The organism is Plantibacter sp. CFBP 8804 (assembly GCF_014841225.1).
Lineage (GTDB): Bacteria > Actinomycetota > Actinomycetes > Actinomycetales > Microbacteriaceae > Plantibacter > Plantibacter auratus.
In genome coordinates, this window is sequence record NZ_JACYTU010000022.1 from 19,973 (window position 1) to 41,069 (window position 21,097).

The window sequence follows — 21,097 nt, forward strand, 5'->3', positions numbered from 1 at the left end:
CTGTGGTCCTTTCGAACAGGCGGATCTACGGAGGTTCGAGCGGGCCCAGAATACCGGTCAGACGTCGTTTTGTGCCCTGTTCGAGGCAAATGATTGCGCACGGCCCTGATCAGCGCCAGGATGCGCGGCGCACCGCGTCCTCGACGACGATCCGGATCCGGCGGGGACCGCCGTGCGTCCGGCAGCTCGTCCTAGTGCAGGTCGAGGGCGGCGATGAGCTCGGCGCTGCGACGGGTCGTGATGATGAGCCGCGAGTACTCCGCGTCTTCGAGATCGATGACGACCGACGGTTTGGTGCCCTTGATCACCAGGAAGTCCATACCACCGTGGAACTTCCACTGGCCGATGGCGAGCGTCAACGGGATCGCGGTGCCCGGCGCACGGATGCCCCGGACCCAGATCCACGGGTCGTCGGTGATGGTGGCGGAACGGATGCTCGACCGTGGCACGACGACGTTGCTCCGACGCAGCGAGAGCGCCTTGTCGTACGCGGACAGCTCGATCTCCAGTCGGTCGGGGTGCAGACGCAAGGAGGCCATGCCTCTAGTCTGCCAACCCCCACCGACGTTCGCGTTGCCGGAAGTTCACAAAGCGGTAACGCATGGTCTGTGCAGCGTCCGACGTCGCCTGCGGAGCGACCGTCCGACTCAGCGGATGGCCGCCGCAGCCGCACGGGCCGCTGCGGGCAGGGCGTCGACGATACGCCCGATCGCCTCGTCGTCGTGCGCCGCGGAGACGAACCAGGCCTCGTACACGCTCGGCGGGAGCGACACCCCCGCGTCGAGCATGCGGTGGAAGAAGGCCGGGTAGCGGAAGGCGTCCTGCTGCAGGACCGCGGCGTAGTCGGTCGGTGCGGTCTCGCTGAAGGCGAAGGAGAACAGGTTCCCGGCGCGTTGCACGGTGTGCGCGACCCCGGCCTCCGTGAACGCGTTCGAGGTCGCCTCGGACACGATCGCGGCCGCCGCGTCGACCCGACGATAGACCTCCTGGTCGGCGAGGCGCAGCGTCTCGATGCCGGCGGCGAGGGCCACCGGGTTCCCCGAGAGCGTCCCGGCCTGGTAGACCGGGCCGGTCGGTGCGAGCAGGTCCATGAGTTCGGCGCGCCCACCCAGCGCAGCGAGGGGCATGCCGCCGCCGATGACCTTGCCGAAGGTGAAGAGGTCGGGCTGGTACACGCCGACGGGGATGCTGATGGCACCGGTCGAGTTCGCGACGGCGTGGTTGCCGGCCTCCCAGGCCTCGGCACCCGGGACGGGCTCCGTGCCGGGCGCGACGGCGGCGAGTCCGCGGTTGTCGAGCCCCCACCAACCGGCGGAGGAGACGCGGAACCCGGTGAGCACCTCGTCGATGATGACCAGCGAGCCGTACTCGTGCGCGAGCTTCACGACGCTCGCGTTGAACCCGGGAGCCGGCGGGACGACGCCCATGTTGGCGGAGGCCGCCTCCATGATGATCGCGGCGATGTCCTGGCCACGCTCGGCGAAGACCTCGCGGAGTGCCGACCGGTCGTTGTACGGGACGACGATCGTCTGGGCGGCCGTCTCGGGAGTGACCCCGGCGGACCCCGGCAGGGCGAGGGTCGCGACGCCTGACCCCGCTTCGGCGAGCAGGCCGTCGGAGTGGCCGTGGTAGTGCCCGGCGAACTTCACGATGAGGCTGCGACCGGTGGCACCGCGCGCGAGGCGGATGGCCGTCATGGTCGCCTCGGTGCCGGTGGAGACCATGCGCAGCTTCTCGATCGGCGCGACGCCGGACGCCTGGACGCGCTCCTTGACGAGCTCCGCGAGCTCGGTCTCGGCCGGGGTGGACGCGCCGAAGGAGAGGCCACGGGCCGCAGCGGCCTGCACGGCCTCGACGACCTGCGGGTGCGCGTGTCCGAGGAGCGCGGGGCCCCACGCGCTCACGAGGTCGACGTACTGCACGCCCTCGGAGTCGGTGATGTAGGGGCCGGTCGCGGACACCATGAACCGCGGCGTGCCGCCGACGGAGCGGAAGGCACGGACGGGCGAGTTCACCCCACCGGGGATCGACCGCTGGGCTCTGGCGAATGCTGCGTCGTTCATCGGGTTCCTCCTGCACGCAGACCGCGCGCCTCATCCAACCAACCGGCGAGTTCGACGGCCCAGTAGCTCAGGACGGCCTCGGCTCCGGCGCGCTTGATGGACAGCACCGACTCCTCGATCGCGCGTCGGCGGTCGATCCAGCCCTGCCGGGCGGCGGCCTCGATCATCGCGTACTCGCCGGACACCTGGTACGCCCAGACCGGGATCGACACCGTGTCGGCCACGTCGGCCAGGACGTCGAGGAAGCTCCCTGCGGGCTTCACCATGACGATGTCGGCGCCCTCTGCCTCGTCGATGAGCGCCTCGCGCAGACCCTCACGACGGTTGGCGGGATCGAGCTGGTAGGTGCGGCGATCGCCCTGCAGCTGCGAGTCGACGGCCTCGCGGAAGGGGCCGTAGAGCGCGGACGCGAACTTCGCCGAGTAGGCGAGGATGATCGTGTCGTCGAACCCGGCGGCGTCGAGCGTCTCGCGCACGGCGGCGACCTGGCCGTCCATCATGCCCGAGAGGCCGAGGAGGGCCGAGCCGGACTCCGCCTGGGCCAGCGCCATGTCACGGTAGCGGTCGAGCGTGCGGTCGTTGTCGACGCGCCCGCGGTCGTCGAGGACACCGCAGTGCCCGTGATCGGTGAACTCGTCGAGGCAGAGGTCGGTCTGCACGACCAGGGCGTCGCCCACCTCGGCGACGAGCGCGCGGGTCGCGACGTTGAGGATGCCATCGGGGTCGGTCGCGCCGGAACCCACGGCGTCGCGCTCGGCCGGGACGCCGAAGAGCATGACCCCACCGATGCCGGCCGCAGCCGCCTCAGCCGCGGCACGCTTGGCGCTGTCGACGGTGTGCTGTCGGACACCCGGCATCGAGGAGATCTCGACCGGCTCGGAGACGCCCTCCCGCACGAACATCGGGAGCACCAGCTCCGCCGGGTCGAGTCGCGTCTCGCTGACGAGGCGACGGATGGCCGGCTGCTGCCGGAGACGACGGGGACGGGTCTCGGGAATGCTCACCCGTCCAGCCTACGCGCCGCTGCCGACGAGCCCTCCCGGTTCGCGCAGGGCGTGAAGCCGGTCAGCGGATCCCGTCGCCGGCGTCCTCGTCGAGGTTCCGGCTGAGCGCCACGGACACGATCGCCTCGATCAGCGAGTCGACCGTCTGCTGCTCCGCCACGACGTCGACCCGGAGCCCGTAGCCTCGGGCGTCACGAGCCGTGCGGGGTCCGATCGCCGCGATGACGGTGCTCTCGGGGATCTCGGGGAACTGCGAACGGACCTGCTCCGCCACGCTGCCCGAGGTGACGAGGATGGCACGCACCCGGCCGCTGGCGACGTCGGCGACGATCTTCTCGGCCACCGGGACACCGACCGTGCGGTAGGCCACGACGGACTGGACGTCGTGTCCGGCGGCGATCAGGCCCTCCGTGAGGAGCGGCTTGGCGATGGCCGAGCGGAGCGTGAGGATGCGCTTCGGGTGCGGTTCGAGCGCCGTGAGCTCCTGCACCATGCCCTTGGCGGAGTTGTCCTTCGCCGGCACGAGGTCGACGCTGTAGCCGACGGCGGTGAGCGCGGCAGCGGTCGTCTCGCCGACGGCAGCGACCCTCGTCGTCTCGGGGATCCGGATCCGCTGCGAGGACAGCACGTCGACCGTGGTCGCGCTCGTCACGGTCAGCCAGTCGAACTCTCCAGCCTCGAGCGCCGTGAGCGCGGCCCCGAGGGTCTCCGGGTCGTCGGTGCTGGCGAAGTTGATCATCGGGGCGACGACGGGCGACCCGCCTTTGCCACGGACCGTCCCGGCGACCGAGTCGCCCCACGGACCGCCGCGCGGCACGAGGACGCGCCACCCGCCGAGCGGCTTGGTGGCGGTGGGAACGGTGTTCGACTTCGTCCAGTCCTTCACGCAGCGCCTCCCAGCGGGGCGAGGTCGGCTGCGCCGGCCTCGATGAGCTCGTCTGCGAGCGAGACACCGAGTGCGTCGGCCGCCTGGAGCAGCTCGCGTCCGTGTCCGTCGCCGGAGAAGCCCTCCGCGCGGCTCTCCAGATGGATCATCTCGGTGCCGTCGAGCGAGTAGACGGCGGCCTGCAGGACGAGGTCTTCGTCGTCGAGCCAGGCTGCCGCGCCGACGGGGGCCGAGCAACCGGCCTCGAGCCGACGGAGCACGGCCCGTTCCGCCGTGGCCTGCCAGCGGCTCGGCGCGTGGTCGAGCAACGCGATGGAACCGGCGATGGACGATTCGTCGTCATCGAGGCACTCGATCGCGAGCGCCCCCTGCCCCGGCGCGGTCGGCCAGGTGTCGAGGTCGAAGAGCCCGGTCACGGCGTCGAGGCGTCCGAGGCGGGTGAGACCGGCGGCCGCGAGGACGACGGCGTCGAGGTCGTCGTCGATGCGGCGCAGGCGGGTGTCGATGTTGCCGCGGATGTCGACGACCTCGAGGTCGGGCCGGATGCGCTTCAGCTGGGCGATCCGACGCGGTGAACCGGTGCCGATCCGTGCGCCCTGCGGCAGGTCGTCGAGCGAGCGGTCGCCCGAGGCGCACAGGGCGTCGCGGGGATCCTCGCGCATCGGCATGGCGGCGATCGTGAAGCCCTCGGCCGGAGCCGTCGGCAGGTCCTTCAAGGAGTGCACGACGAGGTCGCAGGCGCCGTCGAGCAGCGCGTCGCGGAGTGCGTTGACGAACACACCCGTCCCGCCGATGGTCGAGAGCGACTCGCGACTCGTGTCGCCCTGCGTCGTGACGGTGACGATCTCGACGTCCTCACCGGTGGCCGCCGTGAGTGCGTCGGCCACATGACCGGTCTGCGCCAGCGCCAGGGCGCTGCCGCGGGTTCCGATGCGAAGGGTCATGGGGCGATCCCCGAGAACGCCGGTTTGAAGCCCAGCCGGGCGTTCTCGCAGCACCCGGGGCGGCAGACGTCGTACCAGGGGCCGAGGTCGGTCATGTGCGGTCGTTCCTCGACGGGCGTGCCGTCGCGGCGCTCGAGGACGAGGTCGACGAGTCCCTTGACGTAGGCGGCGGCGGTGCCAGGCGTCGGGACGCGGACGGCGGCCAGGCCGTGCTCGCCGGCCGTCTCGATGGCCTCGTTGTCGAGGTCCCACATGACCTCCATGTGGTCGCTCACGAAGCCGAGCGGCACGATGACGATCGCCTTGCGGCCGGCGGTGGGCAGCTCGGCGATCGCGTCGTTGATGTCGGGCTCGAGCCACGGCATGCTCGGCGGGCCGGAGCGCGACTGGTAGACGAGCTGCCACGGCACCGAGACGCCGCTGCCGACCGCGCCACCGAGGACACCGGCCTCACGGAGCTGGTCGATGGCGTTCGCCATGACGACCTCGGCCACCGCCAGGTGCTGGGCCTCGTACGCGCCGTGGTCGCCGAAGCCGCGGAAGTCGGGGCCGGAGCGCGCGGCGTCACCGGTGGGGATCGAGTGCGTCGCGAAGAGCACCTCGATCTCCGTCTCGGCGGAGAGCTCGGGCTGTTCGCGCAGGTACTCGGCGATCGCGTCACGGACACCGTCGATGAACGGGGTCACGAAGCCGGGGTGGTCGAAGAACTGACGCACCTTGTCGATCTGGATCTCGCCCTGGAGGTTCGTCTCGTCGACGGCGATCGCGAAGTCCTCGCGGTACTGCCGACAGCTCGAGTACGAGGAGTAGGCGCTCGTGGCGATCGCGATGAGCTTCGTGAAGCCGCGCTCGTGCGCCTCGGTCAGCGCGTCGCGCAGGTACGGGTCCCAGTTGCGGTTGCCCCAGAGGACCGGGAGGTCGATGCCGCGGGAGGCGAGCTCGAGCTCCAGGGCCGCCTTGAGCGCACGGTTCTGGTCGTTGATGGGGCTGACGCCGCCGAAGTGGCGGTAGTGGTGCGCGACCTCTTCGAGACGCTCCTCGGGGATCCCGCGCCCACGGGTGACGTTGCGGAGGAACGGGATGACGTCGTCCTGGCCCTCTGGTCCGCCGAAGCCGGCGAGGAGGATGGCGTCGTAGTCCGTCGGCTCGGAGACGTGCTCAGGACCGGCTGCTGCAGCGTCGGTCGCGCCGCGGACGATGCGCTCGGCGGCCTCGGCCCCGGTGCTCCCCAGGTTCATGGCGGCCATCAGCGCACCACCTCCAATGCCTCGGCGGGCGTGATACGACGGCCCGTGAAGAACGGCACCTCTTCGCGCACGTGGCGGCGCGCTTCGGTGTTGCGCAGGTCGCGCATGAGGTCGACGAGTTCGACGACGTCGTCGGCCTCGAGCGGCAGGAGCCACTCGTAGTCACCGAGGGCGAAGGAGGCGACGGTGTTGGCGAGCACACCCGTGAACGCCGCACCCTGACGGCCGTGCTCGGCGAGCATCTTGCGACGCTCCTCCTCCGGCAGGAGGTACCACTCGTAGCTGCGCACGAAGGGGTACAGGCAGAGCCAGCCCTTCGGCTCGATGCCGCGGAGGAACCCGGGGACGTGCTGCCGGTTGAACTCGGCGTCGCGGTGGACGCCCATGGCGTTCCAGGTGGGTGCCAGCGAACCGAGGATGGCGGTGCGGCGCAGCTCGCGGAGGCCGGCTTGCAGACCCTCGGCGGTGTCGCCGTGGAGCCACAGCATGAGGTCGGCGTCGGCGCGGAGGCCGGAGACGTCGTAGATGCCGCGCAGGGTCACGCCCTGGGCTTCGACGAGCGCGATGGATGCTTCGAGTTCGGAGACATGCTCTTCGCCGAGCGGCAGCGCACTCGCCGGCTCGCGGCGCAGGACAGCCCAGAGGGTGAATCCTGAGGGGCCAGTCGGGGTGGCTGAGTCGGTCGGGTGGTGCGATGCCTCGGCAGAGGCCGGGTGAGTCATAGTCCTATCCTCACCCAGTTCGGTCGATTGGGCAAAAGGGGCAGGTCACGATTGACACCGAGCCCAGCCTCACCGCCGATACAGTCGGGTGATGATCAGCGAGCAGCCTCCCGTCGAGTACCACGTCGCCAGAGCGGCCGAGATGGATCCGGTGACGCTCTACCGCGTGCTGAAGATCCGCGTCGACGTCTTCGTCGTCGAGCAGACGGCGCTCTTCGCCGATCTCGACGGACGCGACATCGAGGACGGGACCCTCATCGCCTGGGCGCAGGAGGGCGACGAGGTGCTCGCGACGATCCGGATCCTGACCGAGGCCGAGCACTCGGAGATCGGACGGGTGGCCACCGCGTTCACCGCCCGCGGGCGGGGTCTCGCCGCGGAACTGATCCGCCGCGCCGTCGCCGACCACGGGCATCGGGAACTCCGCATGGGCGCCCAGAAACGCCTCGCCGACTGGTACGGCCGGTTCGGATTCGAGATCAGCGGCCCCGATTACGTGGAGGACGACATCGTGCACGTCCCGATGACGCGCGTGGCCACCCCGAAGGACTGACCGGCGGCGGGACGCGTCAGCGCGCGATGGCGCGGACGATGCCCCACACGGCCAGCCCGGCCGCACCGGCGAGGCCCGCGACACCGGCGTAGAAGACCGCCGGGCGTTCGACCTTGACGGTCGCGATCTGCACGATGGCACGACGCTTGGCGCGGTGCACCTGCTTCGGGACGTTGAGCTTGTCCTCGATCGCGTTCAGCGTGGCGACGAGCTCGGCGCGAGCCTGCTCGGGCGAGGGCGTCGCCCCCGGGAACTGGTCAACGGTCATACTCGCCGAGTCCCTTCACTGCCTTGATGTCTTCCTTCACGTTGTCCATCGGGCTCGGGTCCTCGTTGATCTTCTTGAAGTACCGCAGCGCGATGAGCACGAGGACCGCCGCGACGAGGACGAAGAGCACGAAGACGCAGAGCGCCGCCAGCCACGAGGGCATGACGAGCGCGAGCGCGAGGATCAGCACGGCGACGAGCACGCCGACCGCGAAGAACAGGAACACCGCAGCGCCGGCGACGAACGCCGCTCCGATGCCCGCGTACTTGCCCTTGTGGGCCAGCTGCGTCTTGAGGTTGGCGATCTCGGCCTTGACCAGGTTCGAGACGACCCCGGGCAGCTGGCCGACGAGGGTCAGGAGGGATTCGTCGCGCTTGTCGTAGCGCGGCTCCGAGCGGTTGCGGTCACTCATGAACGGCATCGTCGGTGCTACTCGCCGCTCTTGGGCTTCGGTGCCGTCGTCTTGGGCGCGGCAGGCTTGCGCACTGCGGGCTTCGAGGCCGACGACGTCGAGGTGCCGGAGGCCGTGCGTGCGTCCTTGACCGTCTCGGACACGTCCTGGACGGTGTCTTCGGTCTTGGACTCAGCCTTGCGGTGCACTGAGCCTGTCGAAGTGTCGAGCTTCTGGCCGGGCGTCGAGCCCTGCTGGCTGACGACCTTCGCGACGGCGCTGACGCCGCTCCACAGCGCCGCGGGGACCTCGCTGATGCGTGCCTTGGCGAAGTCCTCGACCTTGCCGCGCTGCGCGCGCACCGGCTTCGCGTTCCACAGCTTGACCCACTGCGTCTTGATCTGCTCGTAGCGTTCGCGTCCGGCGCGGGTACCGAGCACGTAGCCCGTGAGCCCACCGACGACGAACATGACCTTGCCCTTCATGGCGCCTCCGTCTGTTCGAGTGGTGCTGTGATGCTGCATCCAACGGGACCAGCGTAGTCGGGTGTCACTCCGACGCCACCATCCGGTCGGGGGTTGACAGGAAAAGATGCCGGGTCGGGCATATGGGCGCGTCTACCGCTGCAGCGCCTGATGGCGGAGTCGTGCCGCCGCCTCGTGGGCGTCGGGCACCACCGAGGCGAGCCCCGTGCCCGACAACCAGGCACCCGTGACCGCGAGGTCGGGCACCTCGGCCACTGCTTCCCGGATGGCCGTCGAGCGTTCGCGCTGGCCGCGGGCGGCGGTCGGCTGCGTCCCCGTCCAGGAGATGCGGTGGAAGCCGCGGACGCTGCCCGGGTCGAGCTGGACGCCGAGCATCGCGGACGCGTCGTGCAACGCCGTCGAGAGCAGCTCCTCGTCGGTCAACGCGCTCGTCGCGTCGGCTTCGCCCTGACGACCGAAGGACAGGCGGACGACGTGGCGGTGCTCACCCTGCTCCTTCGCGCGATCGGCGAGCCAGGCCCACTTCGCCGTCGCATGGGTGAGTGCCTTGGCGTGGAGCGTCGAGCCGGGTGCGACGAGCAGCCCGGAGCCACGCGGTGCGGCGTCGAGTGCCGGTTCGTCGAGCACGATCGTCACGAGCTCGATGGGCGCCGGCAGGACCGGGTCGCCCGCGTCGTCGCCGGCGGCGGGGAGGTCGCGGAGCGCCGGCCCGACGTCGGCCAGTAGGTTGCGGGCCGGCTGCTCGGGCGTCGCGATGAGGAGGAGGTCGGCCTCGAGCACCCGGCCGTCGGTCAGGGCGACGTACCAGGGGACCTTCGACGCACCTGCAGCCGCGGGACGCTCGCTCATCCGCGGGAGGCCTGCGTCGCCGAGGCCGACACCCGGTCCGTCCACGTCGATGTCGAACGGGTTCCGAGAGATCGCCGTGACGGCGACGCCGGTGATGAGCGTCGACCCCCACCGCTCGAGTTCCGCGGTCAAGCCGTCGACGAGGACGGTCATGCCGCCGTCGAGGCCACCGACCGCGGCACCGGCGGGCGCGTTCTCCCGGAGGGCCGCGACGGCGAGGGACAGCGCCCCGGTGCGGGTCAACGCGGCGTTCAGCCCGGGAGCCGCGCGGTCGACGTCGAGGTCGTCCGGAGCGGCCGAGTAGACGCCCGAGGTGACCGGTGCGACGAGGAGGTCGTGGACGGCCGCGCCCATGCGCTTCCGGACGAGCGCACCGAGGTTGTGCTCGGTGCCGATCGTGAGCGGCGGGCGGATGCGGTCGAGATAGGCGCGCAGGGCACCCTTCCAACCGATGACCCGACGGACGTCGTCGGCGAGGGGGTTCGTCGGGATGCCCAGCAGCCCCGCCTTGGGGAGCGGGACACTCCGCTGCGGCTGTCCGGGCTTGGCGACGTGCAACCAGGCCCCGGCCCGGTTGGGACGCACGACGCGGTCGGTCAGCCCCAGCTGCTCGATGAGCTCGGCGACCGAGCCACCGCGCGTCGCGAAGCTCTCGGCACCGACGTCGACGCGGAGACCTGCGACCTCGGCGGCCGCGAGCGCGCCACCGAACGACTCCTGCGCGTCGACGACCGTCACCGAGATGCCGACCTTGGCGCAGTCGACCGCGCCGACGAGTCCGGCCACACCACCGCCGATGACGACGAGACGCTTCGGCTCGAGACTCATGCGGGCTGCCAATCGTGGGCGAGGGCGACGATGCGGGTCAGGACGTCCGGGTCGGTCTCGGGCGGGACCCCGTGGCCGAGGTTGAGGACGTGCGACGGCGCCGCCGTCCCGCGCTGGAGGATGTCGAGGACGTGCGCCTCGAGGACCGGCCATGGGGCGGCGAGCAGTGCCGGGTCGATGTTGCCCTGCACGGGGACGCCGCCACCGAGACGTCGGATGCCCTCGTCGAGCGCCAGCCGGTAGTCGATCCCGACCACGTCGGCGCCGACCCGGTGCATCGCACCGAGCAGTTCACCGGTCCCGACGCCGAAGTGCACCTTCGGGACGGGGAGGTCGGCGACGTGCGCGAGCGCGGCCCGGGAGGCCGGGGCGACGTGACGCTCGTAGTCCTCGAGGGAGAGTGCCCCCGCCCACGAGTCGAAGAGCTGCGCGGCCGACGCGCCGGCGAGCACCTGGGCGCGGAGGAAGCGACCGGTGACGTCCGCGCACCAGGCCATGAGCTTCGCCCACGACGCCGGGTCGGCGTGCATGAGGGTGCGGGCGGCGAGGTGGTCCTTCGATGGTCCGCCCTCGACGAGGTAGGCGGCGAGTGTGAACGGCGCACCCGCGAAGCCGATGAGCGGCGTGCGGCCGTCGCCGGTCCCCGCGAGCCCGGCGACGGTGAGCGCGACGCCCTCGCGGATCGGCGCAAGCGTGTCGTCGAGGACGGNCCGAACGGCGGAACCCATGACGGGACCACGGCCCGGCACGATCTCGACCGCGACCCCGGCCTGCTTGAGCGGCACCACGATGTCGCTGAAGAAGATGGCCGCGTCCGTCCCGTGCCGTCGGATGGGCTGGAGGGTGATCTCGCTCGCCATCGCCGGGTCGAGGCAGGCGTCGAGCATGGCCGTCCCGATCCGCAACTCGCGATACTCGGGCAGCGACCGGCCGGCCTGACGCATGAACCAGACGGGCGTCCGCTCGGGGCGGGTGCCGCGGTACGCGGTGATGAGCGGCGACGACTGGGTCACGCCGGTGACGAGGGGGTGTTCGGGTGGGAGACTCACCCCTCCATCCTCCCATTCCCGCGCTGAGCGCGGCATGGGCGAAGCCCCGCGATGCGCGGCCCTGCCGGTGCGGACCGTCCGGCGACGGCCCGCACCGGAGTCCGACCGTGGTTCAGAGCCGGTGCGACACGCTGCACGAGTGGTCGTAGCCGACCGACTCGTCGAAGGTGAACTCCACCGTCGCCACGAGATCGTCGATGGACGGCGACGCGGAGAGGTCCTGCCAGATCCCGAGCGAGTGCCACTGGCCGTCCTGCTTCATCGAGTCGGGCGAGTGGATCCACCGCGTCGCCCCGCCGTTCTGCGACAGGCCGAGGTCGATGTTCGCCTGATCGCCAAAGGGCGCACCGCCGGCGGTGATCCGGTACTCCTCCAGCGAGACGGTCGTCTTGCCCGAGGCGTCGCTCCCGTTCCAGACCAGGTGGACCTCGCCGGTCGCATGGAACAGACCACCCGTGTACGTGCAGGTGACCACGACATCGCCGCCCCGTGGGTACGAGGCCGGGGTCGGGGCCGCACCCATGAGCCCAGGCGTGACCATCGCTGCCGCGGCGGCGAGCGTGACGACTCTCCTGAAGTGCTGCATAACGTTCTCCTTCGATCGTTGTGTTCCGTTCGGTCGAACGGCTTGATTCGTAGTATTGCATCTGACATTTCATATGTCAGTACCCGACTGGTGGTGAGGGTGCCCTGAGCGACATCCCGGGAGCCCGACAGCGCCGCTCGGGTAGACTCGTCGGGTGCTCATGTGTGTGACGGCGAGCCATAAGAACGCCACCTTCGACCTCCTCGAACGACTCTCAGTCGGTGCCGAGGGCGTTGCCGCGCGCCTGGTCGAGCACCACGAGTGCGTCTCGGGTGCCGTCGTCGTGGCCACCTGCAACCGGTTCGAGGCGTACATCGACCTCGACGAGCCCGTCACCGCCGCCGCATCCGTCGCCTTCGAGGCCGCTGCGGAGGCCGTCAGCGAGACCACCGGCATCCCCGCCGAGCAGCTGCGGGAGGTGTTCGACCTCAGCGTCGGCACCGCGGCAGCCGAGCACCTCTTCGCCGTGTCGGCCGGACTCGAGTCCGTCGTCGTCGGCGAGGGCGAGATCGCCGGCCAGGTGCGGCGCTCCCTCGAGGCCGCTCGCGCGGGTGGCACCACCAGCTCCGAACTGGAGCGCCTGTTCCAGCGCGCGTCCCAGACCTCCCGCGGCATCAAGAACCGCACGCCGCTCGGGCGTGCCGGGCGCTCCATCGTGCGTCTCGCCCTCGACCTCGCGGAGAGCCGTATCGACGACTGGGCCACGCAACGCGTCTTGCTCGTCGGCACCGGTGCGTACGCCGGCGCGAGCCTCGCCGCCCTCCGCGACCGCGGCGTCACCGACGTCCTCGTGTACTCGCCGTCCGGCCGCGCCGAGAAGTTCGCGCGCTCGCACGAGATCGGCTGGATCGGACACGACGACCTCGCCCGCACCACCGGCGAGGTCGACATCATCGTCACCTGCACCACCGCCGAGGGCCACGTGGTCGACGCCGAACTGCTCCGCGCGGGTCGCACGGCCGTCGCCGCCGACCACCGTGCGCGAGCCGCGGCTGCCACGGACGCACCGACGCTCTCGCTGGTCACCGCGGCCGACGCACCGGCCGCACCCGAGCCCACCGGGGTCTCCGCACTCGTCCACGACGTCATCACCGAAGCCGCCGCCGAGTGCCCCGTGCCGCACGCCTCGGCCCAGCTCGTCATCGACCTCGGCCTGCCGCGCAACGTCGACCCCGACGTCTCCACCGTTTCCGGCGTCGTCCTGCTCGACCTCGAGACCATCCGCATCCACGCGCCGCTCGAGGAGCTGCAGGCCACCGAGGTCGCGCGCTCCATCGTCAGCCGCGCCGCACAGAAGTTCGCCGCGGTCGGCGAGGAGCGCAGCCTCGAGCCCGCCGTCGTCGCCCTTCGCAGTCACGTGCACGCGCTCGTCGAGGCCGAGGTCGCCCGCGCGACCGCTCGTGGCGACGACGACGGCTCGACCGCCCGCGCACTGCGTCACCTCGCCGGAGTGCTGCTGCACGAACCGACGGTGCGGGCACGGAACCTCGCCCGCAACGGCGAGCAGGCCGCGTACACGACGGCGCTGCAGACGCTCTTCGGTATCGAGGTTCCCCAGGCACCGGCGGTCGTCGCACCGGTAGCCGACACCGACTCGGCCGCGTCCGCCTCCTAGGCTTCCGACGGCAAACTGGCGTCGGGCAGCCCGGTCGCCGAGCCTGTCGAGGTGCGCGCGAACACGCGACCGACCATGGACGTTCCCCGTGGGCCCTTCGACACTTCGACAGGCTCAGTGCGGCGCAGCTCAGGGACCGGAGAGGGTTACCGCTCAGGGAACGAGTCAAGCACCGCCCTTCGACACTTCGACAGGCTCAGTGCGGCGCAGCTCAGGGACCGGAGGAGGGTCACCGCCCAGGGACCGGAGGAGGATCACCGCTCAGGGACCGGGGCGGGAAGGGCGCTGGAACGACGAACGGGCACCGGCGCGATGCCGATGCCCGTCATGATCCGCCTGCGGAGCAGGCCGTGGATCAGTAGTCGTAGTTGTAGTCGTACGAGCTCGCGCCGGCGATCGCGCCTGCGATGATCAGGAAGTAGAAGATGATCACGATGATGCCGGCGAGGACCGACACGCCGCTCACGATGGTGCCGGCGAGGGCCAGGCCACGGCCCTGCTCGCCGGTGCGCTTGATCTGCCCGAGCGCGATGATGCCGAGCACGAGGCCGACGACGCCGAACCCGACGAACGGGGCGATGAGCGAGATGATCGCCATGACGTTCGTCTTCGGGCCGGTCGGCTGCGCGTAGCCGTACGGCGCCTGAGGCTGTCCGTACGGAGCGGCGGGCTGGCCGTAGGGGTTCTGCTGCTGCCCGTAGGGTGCCTGCGGCTGGCCGTAGGGGTTCTGCTGCTCGCCGTAGGGAGCCTGCGGCTGACCGTACTTCGGCTGCTCGCCGTACTGCGGAGCCTGCTGGCCCGGCTGCTCACCGTAGGGCGAGGGCTGGCCGTACTGCGGAGCCTGTTCCCCGTACTGCGGAGCCGGCGGAACCTGCGATTCGCCGTAGGCCGGCTGCTGGGGGTTCTGGCTCTGACCGTATGGGTCGTTCGGCTGGCCGGAGTTCGGATCAGTCATGAAGGTGCACCTCGCGCATAGGGGTTCGACGAACGGACTCATGCTTGCAGCGTGCCGTCGCCTTGTCAACACAGGGTAACCCGCGATCCCTGATGTCCACTGGGCTCGCGCGGTGCGCACCGGAGGCGGTGGCAAGATGGACGAGGGGGTGCGGATGGACGAGGAGTCGGTGGCGGAAGCCGAGGACGTCGCGCTCGCCGACGCCCCGCCGGTCGCGGAGCGACCCGGCGCGCTGACCATCGCCGGGATCGTCGCCGTCGACTGGGTCCACTCGGTCGTCTGGCACACGCGGGCCTTCTTCAGCGGCCGCATCCCGAAGGAGTACGCCCGCGGCGACGCGAGCCGACCGGTCGTCGTCCTCATCCCCGGTGTGTACGAGACCTGGGCGTTCCTGAAGCCGGCCGCAGACCGCCTGAACGCCGACGGCTACCGGATCCGCATCGCCCGCGGTCTCGGGTACAACCGCAAGCCCATCCGCGACACGGCGGCCCGCTTCGCCCGCGCGCTCGGACGGCTGCCGAAGCCCGCCGCCGGGTGCGTCATCGTCGCGCACAGTAAGGGAGGACTCGTCGGGAAGGAGCTGCTCCTCACGGAACGCGAGCGGCTGGGCCTGCTCGGGGTCGTCGCGATCTGCTCGCCGTTCTCCGGGTCGGTGCTCGCGAAGTACGTGGTCGACCCGAGCCTCCGCGCGTTCCTCCCGACGGACGAGACCATCGTCGCGCTCGGCGCCCCGCACGACGTCAACGCCGACATCGTCTCGATCTACAGCACCTTCGACCCGCACGTGCCGTCCAGCAGCGTGCTGCCCGGAGCGACGAACGTACTCCTCCCGGTGCCTGGTCACTTCGTGATCCTCAGCACGGACGAGCTCAAGGACGCCGTGGAACTCGCCGTCGACAGGTTCGCCGATCGGGTACGGCCCGCACTCGACACCGAGAACCCGGCCGACCGGTGAGCCGCGCACCCGAGAGCTCTGGCAGCGCGCTCCCCGACATCCTCGTGTCCGCGGTCGCGATCGTCCGCGGACGGCGGGTGCTCATGGTGACGGCTCGCGGCCGCGACGTCCTCTACATGCCGGGCGGGAAGATCGACGCGGGCGAGACGCCGGCCGAGGCCGCCGTCCGGGAGGCACGCGAGGAGGTCGCGGTCGAGATCGATCCGGCGCGGGTGACGCCGTTGTTCACGGTGGTCACGCAGGCGCACGGTGAACCCGACGGCCGGCTCGTGCGGATGCACGTCTTCGCGGTCGAGACGGACGAGACACCGACGCCCTCCGCCGAGGTGAGCGCGGTCCACTGGGTGGGCACGGAGTCACTCGACCGCTGCCCACCTGCGGGGCGCGACGTGCTCGAGCGCCTGGCGGCGGCGGGGCTCATCGACTGAGCGGCGGGTGGGGTCCGGTCCCCGAGCCTGTCCAAGGGTGAAAGCCTCAGCACCGGGCTGCCCTTCGACAAGCTCAGGGGCCGATGAACAACTGGGACCGGACAGCCCACGAGTCAGCCACCCCGGTCACTGAGCCTGTCGAAGTGCCCACGGACACGCCCTTCGACAAGCTCAGGGACCGGCGGAGGTGAGCCCTTCGACAGGCTCAGGGACCGGACGAGTGAGACCGGCTCAGTGCACGTACTCGAGAAGGTCCTGGCCGAGGATCCGGACGGCGTCGACCACGCCGAGGCGGGTGCCGAGCTCCGTGTCGTCGTAGCTCGTGCACACGGCGTAGCTCACGGCGCCGTTCGGGCCGCGGAGGATACCCGCCTCGGCTCGCACGCCGACCCCGGAACCGGTCTTGTTGAAGAGCTGGATGCCGTGGTCGGGCTCACGGTGGGCCAGGGGGTCGAGCCCGAAGCCCGAGGCGACGAGCGAGAGGTCGGTGTTGAGCGACAACCAGGCCAGGACCCGGCGGCTCGTGGTCGCGTCGACGATCTCGCCCGTCGCGAGTGCCTGGAACAGCCAGGCGAGTTCGCGGGCGGACCCGACGGAGAGCTGCGGTGCGTTGTCGGGGCCGCGGTGGTCGCGGACGATGTCGAGGAGGGCCGTGCGCTTCAGCCCGATCTCCTCGGCACGGTGGCGGACGGCGTCGAGACCGATGTGGCGGAGCAGGACGTTCGTGGCGAGGTTGTCGCTCGTCGCGCCGACGAGGGCAGCGAGGTCGGCGACCGGGAGAGACGGCGCTTGGAGGTGCTGCCAGATCCCGGACTCGGCGACGGCGTCGAGTGGTTCGCGGTCGAGGATGGTGAGGCCGCTGAAGTCGGCGTCGCCGAGGCGGGCCGCGACCTCGATGAGGAGGAGGACCTTGCCGATCGAGGCGGTGGGCACGACGACGTGGTCGTCGGCCGACATGAGCATCTCGCCGGTGGTGATGTCGTTGATCCGGAGGCTGACCTGCGCGCCCGACGCGGCCAGCTCGCCGAGGGCGCTGAACCCGCGGGTGAAGGGTTCGATCTGGGCGGAGGCACGGTGGCGCCCTCGACGCGCATCGCGCGAACGGCGACGTTCCGACTCGTGCACTCGTGAAGCCACGGCTGACCGAACTCCTCTGCTCCAGATGGTGATCCCGACGATCCTTCGGGTGTGGACCAGCCCCGGTCAGCCCACTCGACGGGCGTCCGACGACCCGCGCAGCGGGCCTCCGGATGTGCCGTCCACGGTATCGTAAGCGCCCTTCGCGCTGGCTGCGAATCTGGGCCTGGGAACGTCGTTCCCGGGCGCGTCGGTCCGACATCCGTCGCTTCCATCGCCCGCGAATCCGGTCGGTCCACCGCCCGGATCCCGCAGGTTTCAGCTCGTGATCAGCCGCGGGCGCGGGCTGGGAACTGGGTCGCGAACTTGCCGCCGCTGACGTCGATCAGCGCACCGGTGACGTAGCCCGCCTGGTCGCTCGCGAGGAACCGGACGATGTTCGCGACGTCCTCCGGTTCCTCCCATCGGCGCACCGAGAGCGTGTCGAGGAGTTCGTCCTGCTGCGCCGTCGGCAGCTCGGCGAAACCGTTCATCGCCGTCGGCACCATGCCGGGTGCGTAGGCGTTCACCGTGATGCCCCACGGCCCCAGCTCGCTCGCGAGGACCCTGGTCAACTGGACCACCGCGGACTTGGACGCCGCGTAGGCCGCGCTGCCGACGCTCGGGATGACGGCGGCGAAGCTCGCGGCGTTGATGATGCGGCCGGAACGCTGTCCCTTGAGATACGGGATGACCGCCTTCGACACCCGGAAGACGCCGCCGACGTTGACGTCGAAGCACCTGGTCCACGCGGCGTCGCTCGTCTCCTCGAGCAGTGACTGCACGTTGATCCCGGCGTTGTTCACGAGGACGTCGATCCCTCCGAGCCCGGTGGCAGCCGCCGCGACCGCGCTCGACACCGAGTCCTCGGATCGCACGTCACACGTGATGGCGACGAGGTCGCCGTGGTGGGACGCCACGAGCGCGTCGAGGGAGGAGACGTCGAGGTCGAGCACCGCGACGCGGGACCCCTCGGCGAGGAAGGACTCCACGAGGGCGAGCCCGATCCCTCGAGCACCTCCGGTCACGATCACCCGTCGGTCCGTCAGGTCCAGCAGCATCGGTGTCTCCCGTCGTCCGAGCGCATCCGTCGACGCGCCGACCCGGTGTCGACGGCCGCGTACGCACCAGGCGAGTAAAACATACTTATGGTCGGCCAGCTCGCTACACTGGCGCCATGACGGATCGAGTGCTCTGGGTGACGGGTGGCGGCAGCGGCATGGGACAGGCCGTGGCGGTGGCGGCCGCCGAGGCGGGATGGCGCGTCGCCGTGACGGGGCGACGCCGCGAGGCACTCCTCGAGACCGTCGGAGCCGTCACCTCCGCGGGCGGTGTGGCCGTCGCCGCGGAGGCCGACGCGACGGACCCCGCTTCGCTCGCCCGAGCCCACGAACGCGTCGTCGCCGAGCTCGGCCCGGTCGACGACCTCGTCACCGCGGCGGGCCTGAACGCGCCTCGGCGCCGGTGGGACGACCAGTCGATGACGGAGTTCGCCGCGATCGTCGACACCAACCTCACCTCGGTCGCACGGACGATCGACCTCGCGCTGCCCACCATCCGCGACGCCCAGGGACGGATCATCGCGATCTCCTCCTTCGCCGGCTGGCGCTTCTCGACGAAGGGTGGCGTGGCCTACAGCGCGAGCAAGACCGCGCTCGCCTCGCTCTGCGCGACCCTCAACGAGGAGGAGGGGGCCCACGGCGTCGGCGCCACCCACCTCTGCCCGGGCGACGTCGACACCCCGTTCCTCTCCATGCGGCCGCAGGTGCCGGACGCGTCGGCGCGCGAGACGATGCTGACGCCCGAGGACATCGGCCGCGCCGTTCGGTTCATCCTCGACGGCCCGCCGCACGTGCGCATCGACGAGCTCGTGATCTCCCCCACCCGTCCGTCCGCACGGGCGTGAGCCGCTCACCGGGGGCGTCGGCCTTCGAACGGACGCTCGACCGGATCGGTACCGACATCGTCGACGGCGGACTACCCGCCGGCAGGGTGTGCACGGTGGACGAGCTGGTCGCCATGGCAGGACATTCCCGCTCGGTGGTCCGGGAGGCGACCCGCGTGCTCTCCGGCATGGGACTCCTCGCCAGCAAGGCGCACGTCGGCCACACCGTGCAGCCGTCGTCGAGCTGGGACTGGTTGCAGCCTCGGGTGCTCCGCTGGGCGCTGGCGAGCGGACGACGGGAGTCCACCATCCTGGCGATCCGCGAACTCCGCACTGCGACCGAGCCGGAGTCGGCGCGGCTCGCGGCCGAGCGACGCAGCGACGAGGACGCCCGTGAGCTCCGCGTGACGAGTGAGGCGCTCCGCGCGGCTGCGGTTCGCCAGGATCCGATCGCGTTCCTCGAGGCCGACCTCCTGCTGCATCGCCTCATCCGGCGCGCGGCGGCGAACCCGATCCTCGACCGGGTCGGCGACGCCGTCGACGAGGCACTCCGGGATCGTGTGGACCAGCTGCCCGGTGACGGCATCGACCACCACGACGCGGCGTTGCACACGGACCTCGCGTCGGCGATCGAGGCGCAGGACGGCGAGCGGGCCGCCGCGACGATGCGCGTGATCATCCTCCGCACGGCCTGACGACGGCGGCGCCCGTCCGCCATCCACACACACGGTTCTCGCAGCTTCGTGAAACACGTCCGTCACGCAGGTAACGACCGTGTTGCAGTGCTGGAAAATATTTGCAAGCTTCCTGTACTTATTGAATACTGTTTCCACACCCACTGAAAACAGCAGGGATCGACCGCGGTTTCCCGGTCACTCCGGATCCCGGGCCAACGACGGCCCGGACTCCCGATCCCAGAATCGAGGAGCAGCACCATGCGCAAGCGCACCCTTCCGCTGGCCGTCCTCGCCACCGCGGCACTCGGCCTCACCGCCTGTGCCGGTGGCGGTTCCGGCTCAGGCGACGTCTCGGCAGACGGCCAGACGCTCACCGTCTGGATCATGCAGGGCACCAACCCCGACTCCGAGGCCTTCTTCAAGGAGGTCGGCTCGGCCTTCAAGAAGGAGACCGGCGCCACCCTCAAGGTCGAGTACGTGCAGTGGGCCGACGCCCACGACCGCTTCGTGACGTCGATCGCCGGGAACACCACCCCCGACGTCGCCGAGACGGGCACCACCTGGACGGCCGAGTTCGCCGACGCCGGCGCCCTCGCCCCCATCGGCGACTACGTCGACAAGGCCGGCCTGAAGGACGACCTCGTCCAGGGCCTCGCCGACTCCGGCACCTACGACGGCGAGCTCTACGGCATGCCGTGGTACGCCGGCGTCCGCTCGATCGTCTACCGCACCGACGTCTTCGAGGAGCTCGGCCTCAAGGCGCCGACCACCTGGCAGGAGATCATCGACGCCGGCACCGCGATCAAGGCCGCCAAGCCCGACATGATCCCGTTCCCCGTCCCCGGCGACGCCGAGTTCACGGCCTACCCCTGGGTCTGGGGCGCCGGCGGCGAGGTCTCCGAGCTCGACGGCGACACCTGGAAGTCGGGTCTCGCGAGCGACGACTCGCGCAAGGGCATCCAGTTCTGGACCGACCTGGCCACCAAGTACGACCTCTCCTCCTCAGGTGCCACCACCTGGAAGGAGACCGACGTCCTCGACAACTTCGTGCAGGACAAGGTCGCCATGGCGATCATGGGCTCCTGGACCCCGGCGACGATCGTCCAGAAGAACCCGGAGCTCGAGGGCAAGTTCGCCGCCATCCCGATCCCGGGTGAAGACGGCGGCATGTCACCCTCCGTGCTCGGTGGTTCGCACCTCAGCATGTTCAACACCTCGAAGAACAAGGACCTCGCGTTCCAGTTCATCGAGATGATGACCACCGGCAAGTTCGCCTCCGAGTGGGCCGAGCAGACCGGGTACTTCCCCGGCCAGACCTCGCTCCTCAGTGACTCGACCGAGAGCGACGACCCGCTGGTGAAGCCCTTCGCCGAGCAGTTCGTCGACGGCGGCGCTTCCCTCCCCGTGACCCCGAAGTTCGGTGCGGTGCAGGCGAAGAAGACCACCAACGCGATGATCCAGGCCATCCTCTCCGGAAGCAAGTCGGTCGACCAGGCGACGACCGATGCCGCCAAGGAGATGGACGACATCATGAACGGCAAGTAGCCGATCGTGTCGACCCTCACCCCGCCCACGGTCACCCGCGAAGCCC

General features: G+C 70.6%; 23 protein-coding genes and 1 pseudogene. 7 read left to right on the top strand and 17 right to left on the bottom strand.

All coding sequences use genetic code 11. The features are described 5' to 3' along the window. Positions 1 to 191: 191 nt before the first annotated feature. The 7 genes from IFU11_RS18830 to hemQ form a co-directional block, all read right to left on the bottom strand. Positions 192 to 539: a hypothetical protein gene (locus IFU11_RS18830; RefSeq protein ID WP_064294907.1), complete on the bottom strand. Its 348-nt coding sequence runs from the start codon at positions 537 to 539 to the stop codon at positions 192 to 194. Positions 540 to 647: 108 nt separating this feature from the next. Then, complete coding sequence (gene hemL, locus IFU11_RS18835) at positions 648 to 2,063, bottom strand: glutamate-1-semialdehyde 2,1-aminomutase (protein ID WP_192019939.1); 1,416 nt, start codon at positions 2,061 to 2,063, stop codon at positions 648 to 650. After that, positions 2,060 to 3,067, bottom strand: a complete 1,008-nt coding sequence (hemB, locus tag IFU11_RS18840; protein WP_124767648.1) for a porphobilinogen synthase — start codon at positions 3,065 to 3,067, stop codon at positions 2,060 to 2,062. The genes hemL and hemB overlap by 4 nt, the downstream gene beginning before the upstream one ends. Before the next feature lie 61 nt (positions 3,068 to 3,128). Next, a complete protein-coding gene (locus IFU11_RS18845; RefSeq protein WP_192019940.1) occupies positions 3,129 to 3,953 on the bottom strand; it encodes a uroporphyrinogen-III synthase in 825 nt (274 codons plus the stop codon). Next, a complete protein-coding gene (gene hemC, locus IFU11_RS18850) occupies positions 3,950 to 4,897 on the bottom strand; it encodes a hydroxymethylbilane synthase (protein ID WP_192019941.1) in 948 nt (315 codons plus the stop codon). The genes IFU11_RS18845 and hemC overlap by 4 nt, the downstream gene beginning before the upstream one ends. After that, the gene (locus tag IFU11_RS18855) at positions 4,894 to 6,144 is read right to left on the bottom strand and encodes a ferrochelatase (protein WP_192019942.1); all 1,251 of its coding nucleotides are present in this window, start codon (positions 6,142 to 6,144) and stop codon (positions 4,894 to 4,896) included. The genes hemC and IFU11_RS18855 overlap by 4 nt, the downstream gene beginning before the upstream one ends. Beyond that, the gene (hemQ, locus tag IFU11_RS18860) at positions 6,144 to 6,866 is read right to left on the bottom strand and encodes a hydrogen peroxide-dependent heme synthase (protein WP_064294913.1); all 723 of its coding nucleotides are present in this window, start codon (positions 6,864 to 6,866) and stop codon (positions 6,144 to 6,146) included. The genes IFU11_RS18855 and hemQ overlap by 1 nt, the downstream gene beginning before the upstream one ends. A 91-nt stretch (positions 6,867 to 6,957) precedes the next feature. Here hemQ and IFU11_RS18865 point away from each other — a divergent pair, with 91 nt between their 5' ends. Further along, positions 6,958 to 7,419 (top strand): GNAT family N-acetyltransferase, encoded by a 462-nt coding sequence (locus IFU11_RS18865; RefSeq protein ID WP_192019943.1) that lies wholly within the window; start codon positions 6,958 to 6,960, stop codon positions 7,417 to 7,419. A gap of 16 nt (positions 7,420 to 7,435) precedes the next feature. Here the strand turns inward: IFU11_RS18865 and IFU11_RS18870 are convergent, their stop codons facing one another. From IFU11_RS18870 to IFU11_RS18895, 7 genes and pseudogenes are all read right to left on the bottom strand, one after another. Next, positions 7,436 to 7,687: a DUF3618 domain-containing protein gene (locus IFU11_RS18870; RefSeq protein ID WP_079003603.1), complete on the bottom strand. Its 252-nt coding sequence runs from the start codon at positions 7,685 to 7,687 to the stop codon at positions 7,436 to 7,438. Continuing rightward, a complete protein-coding gene (locus tag IFU11_RS18875; RefSeq protein ID WP_064294953.1) occupies positions 7,677 to 8,099 on the bottom strand; it encodes a phage holin family protein in 423 nt (140 codons plus the stop codon). The genes IFU11_RS18870 and IFU11_RS18875 overlap by 11 nt, the downstream gene beginning before the upstream one ends. Positions 8,100 to 8,116: 17 nt before the next feature. Further along, entirely contained in the window at positions 8,117 to 8,563 is a 447-nt protein-coding gene (locus IFU11_RS18880; RefSeq protein ID WP_079706357.1) for a hypothetical protein, read from the bottom strand. 132 nt (positions 8,564 to 8,695) lie between these two features. Then, positions 8,696 to 10,240, bottom strand: a complete 1,545-nt coding sequence (locus IFU11_RS18885) for a protoporphyrinogen/coproporphyrinogen oxidase (protein WP_192019944.1) — start codon at positions 10,238 to 10,240, stop codon at positions 8,696 to 8,698. Then, a partial coding sequence (locus IFU11_RS18890; protein ID WP_305798170.1) for a uroporphyrinogen decarboxylase family protein occupies positions 10,237 to 10,949 on the bottom strand: 713 nt, incomplete at its 5' end. The genes IFU11_RS18890 and IFU11_RS18885, both read right to left, overlap by 4 nt. Before the next feature lies 1 nt (position 10,950). After that, a pseudogene (locus tag IFU11_RS20445) lies at positions 10,951 to 11,325 on the bottom strand (uroporphyrinogen decarboxylase family protein); the annotation flags it as partial. Positions 11,326 to 11,401: 76 nt separating this feature from the next. Further along, the gene (locus IFU11_RS18895) at positions 11,402 to 11,875 is read right to left on the bottom strand and encodes a hypothetical protein (RefSeq protein WP_192019946.1); all 474 of its coding nucleotides are present in this window, start codon (positions 11,873 to 11,875) and stop codon (positions 11,402 to 11,404) included. Positions 11,876 to 12,029: 154 nt separating this feature from the next. Between IFU11_RS18895 and IFU11_RS18900 the strand changes: the two genes are divergently transcribed. Next, entirely contained in the window at positions 12,030 to 13,490 is a 1,461-nt protein-coding gene (locus tag IFU11_RS18900; protein ID WP_137244245.1) for a glutamyl-tRNA reductase, read from the top strand. Positions 13,491 to 13,845: 355 nt separating this feature from the next. On the opposite strand, the gene IFU11_RS18905 is transcribed toward IFU11_RS18900, so the two are convergent. Continuing rightward, positions 13,846 to 14,445: a DUF4190 domain-containing protein gene (locus IFU11_RS18905; RefSeq protein ID WP_137244246.1), complete on the bottom strand. Its 600-nt coding sequence runs from the start codon at positions 14,443 to 14,445 to the stop codon at positions 13,846 to 13,848. A gap of 112 nt (positions 14,446 to 14,557) precedes the next feature. Here IFU11_RS18905 and IFU11_RS20885 point away from each other — a divergent pair, with 112 nt between their 5' ends. Further along, positions 14,558 to 15,400 carry an esterase/lipase family protein gene (locus tag IFU11_RS20885; RefSeq protein ID WP_192019947.1) on the top strand — a complete coding sequence of 281 codons (843 nt, stop codon included), beginning with the start codon at positions 14,558 to 14,560 and terminating at the stop codon, positions 15,398 to 15,400. Further along, the gene (locus IFU11_RS20890) at positions 15,397 to 15,828 is read left to right on the top strand and encodes an NUDIX hydrolase (protein WP_371742838.1); all 432 of its coding nucleotides are present in this window, start codon (positions 15,397 to 15,399) and stop codon (positions 15,826 to 15,828) included. The genes IFU11_RS20885 and IFU11_RS20890 overlap by 4 nt, the downstream gene beginning before the upstream one ends. A gap of 231 nt (positions 15,829 to 16,059) precedes the next feature. Here IFU11_RS20890 and IFU11_RS18920 read toward each other — a convergent pair whose 3' ends face one another. Then, positions 16,060 to 16,965, bottom strand: a complete 906-nt coding sequence (locus IFU11_RS18920) for a serine hydrolase (protein ID WP_192019948.1) — start codon at positions 16,963 to 16,965, stop codon at positions 16,060 to 16,062. A 269-nt stretch (positions 16,966 to 17,234) separates the two neighbouring features. After that, positions 17,235 to 18,005, bottom strand: coding sequence for an SDR family NAD(P)-dependent oxidoreductase (locus tag IFU11_RS18925; protein WP_192019949.1), 771 nt, complete (start codon positions 18,003 to 18,005; stop codon positions 17,235 to 17,237). A gap of 116 nt (positions 18,006 to 18,121) precedes the next feature. On the opposite strand from IFU11_RS18925, the gene IFU11_RS18930 reads away from it, so the two are divergent. From IFU11_RS18930 to IFU11_RS18940, 3 genes are all read left to right on the top strand, one after another. After that, entirely contained in the window at positions 18,122 to 18,850 is a 729-nt protein-coding gene (locus IFU11_RS18930; RefSeq protein WP_192019950.1) for an SDR family oxidoreductase, read from the top strand. Then, positions 18,847 to 19,524, top strand: a complete 678-nt coding sequence (locus IFU11_RS18935) for a FadR/GntR family transcriptional regulator (protein WP_192019951.1) — start codon at positions 18,847 to 18,849, stop codon at positions 19,522 to 19,524. Before IFU11_RS18930 ends, IFU11_RS18935 begins: the two co-directional genes overlap by 4 nt. A 240-nt stretch (positions 19,525 to 19,764) precedes the next feature. Then, positions 19,765 to 21,051, top strand: coding sequence for a sugar ABC transporter substrate-binding protein (locus tag IFU11_RS18940; protein WP_085514313.1), 1,287 nt, complete (start codon positions 19,765 to 19,767; stop codon positions 21,049 to 21,051). Positions 21,052 to 21,097: the final 46 nt, after the last annotated feature.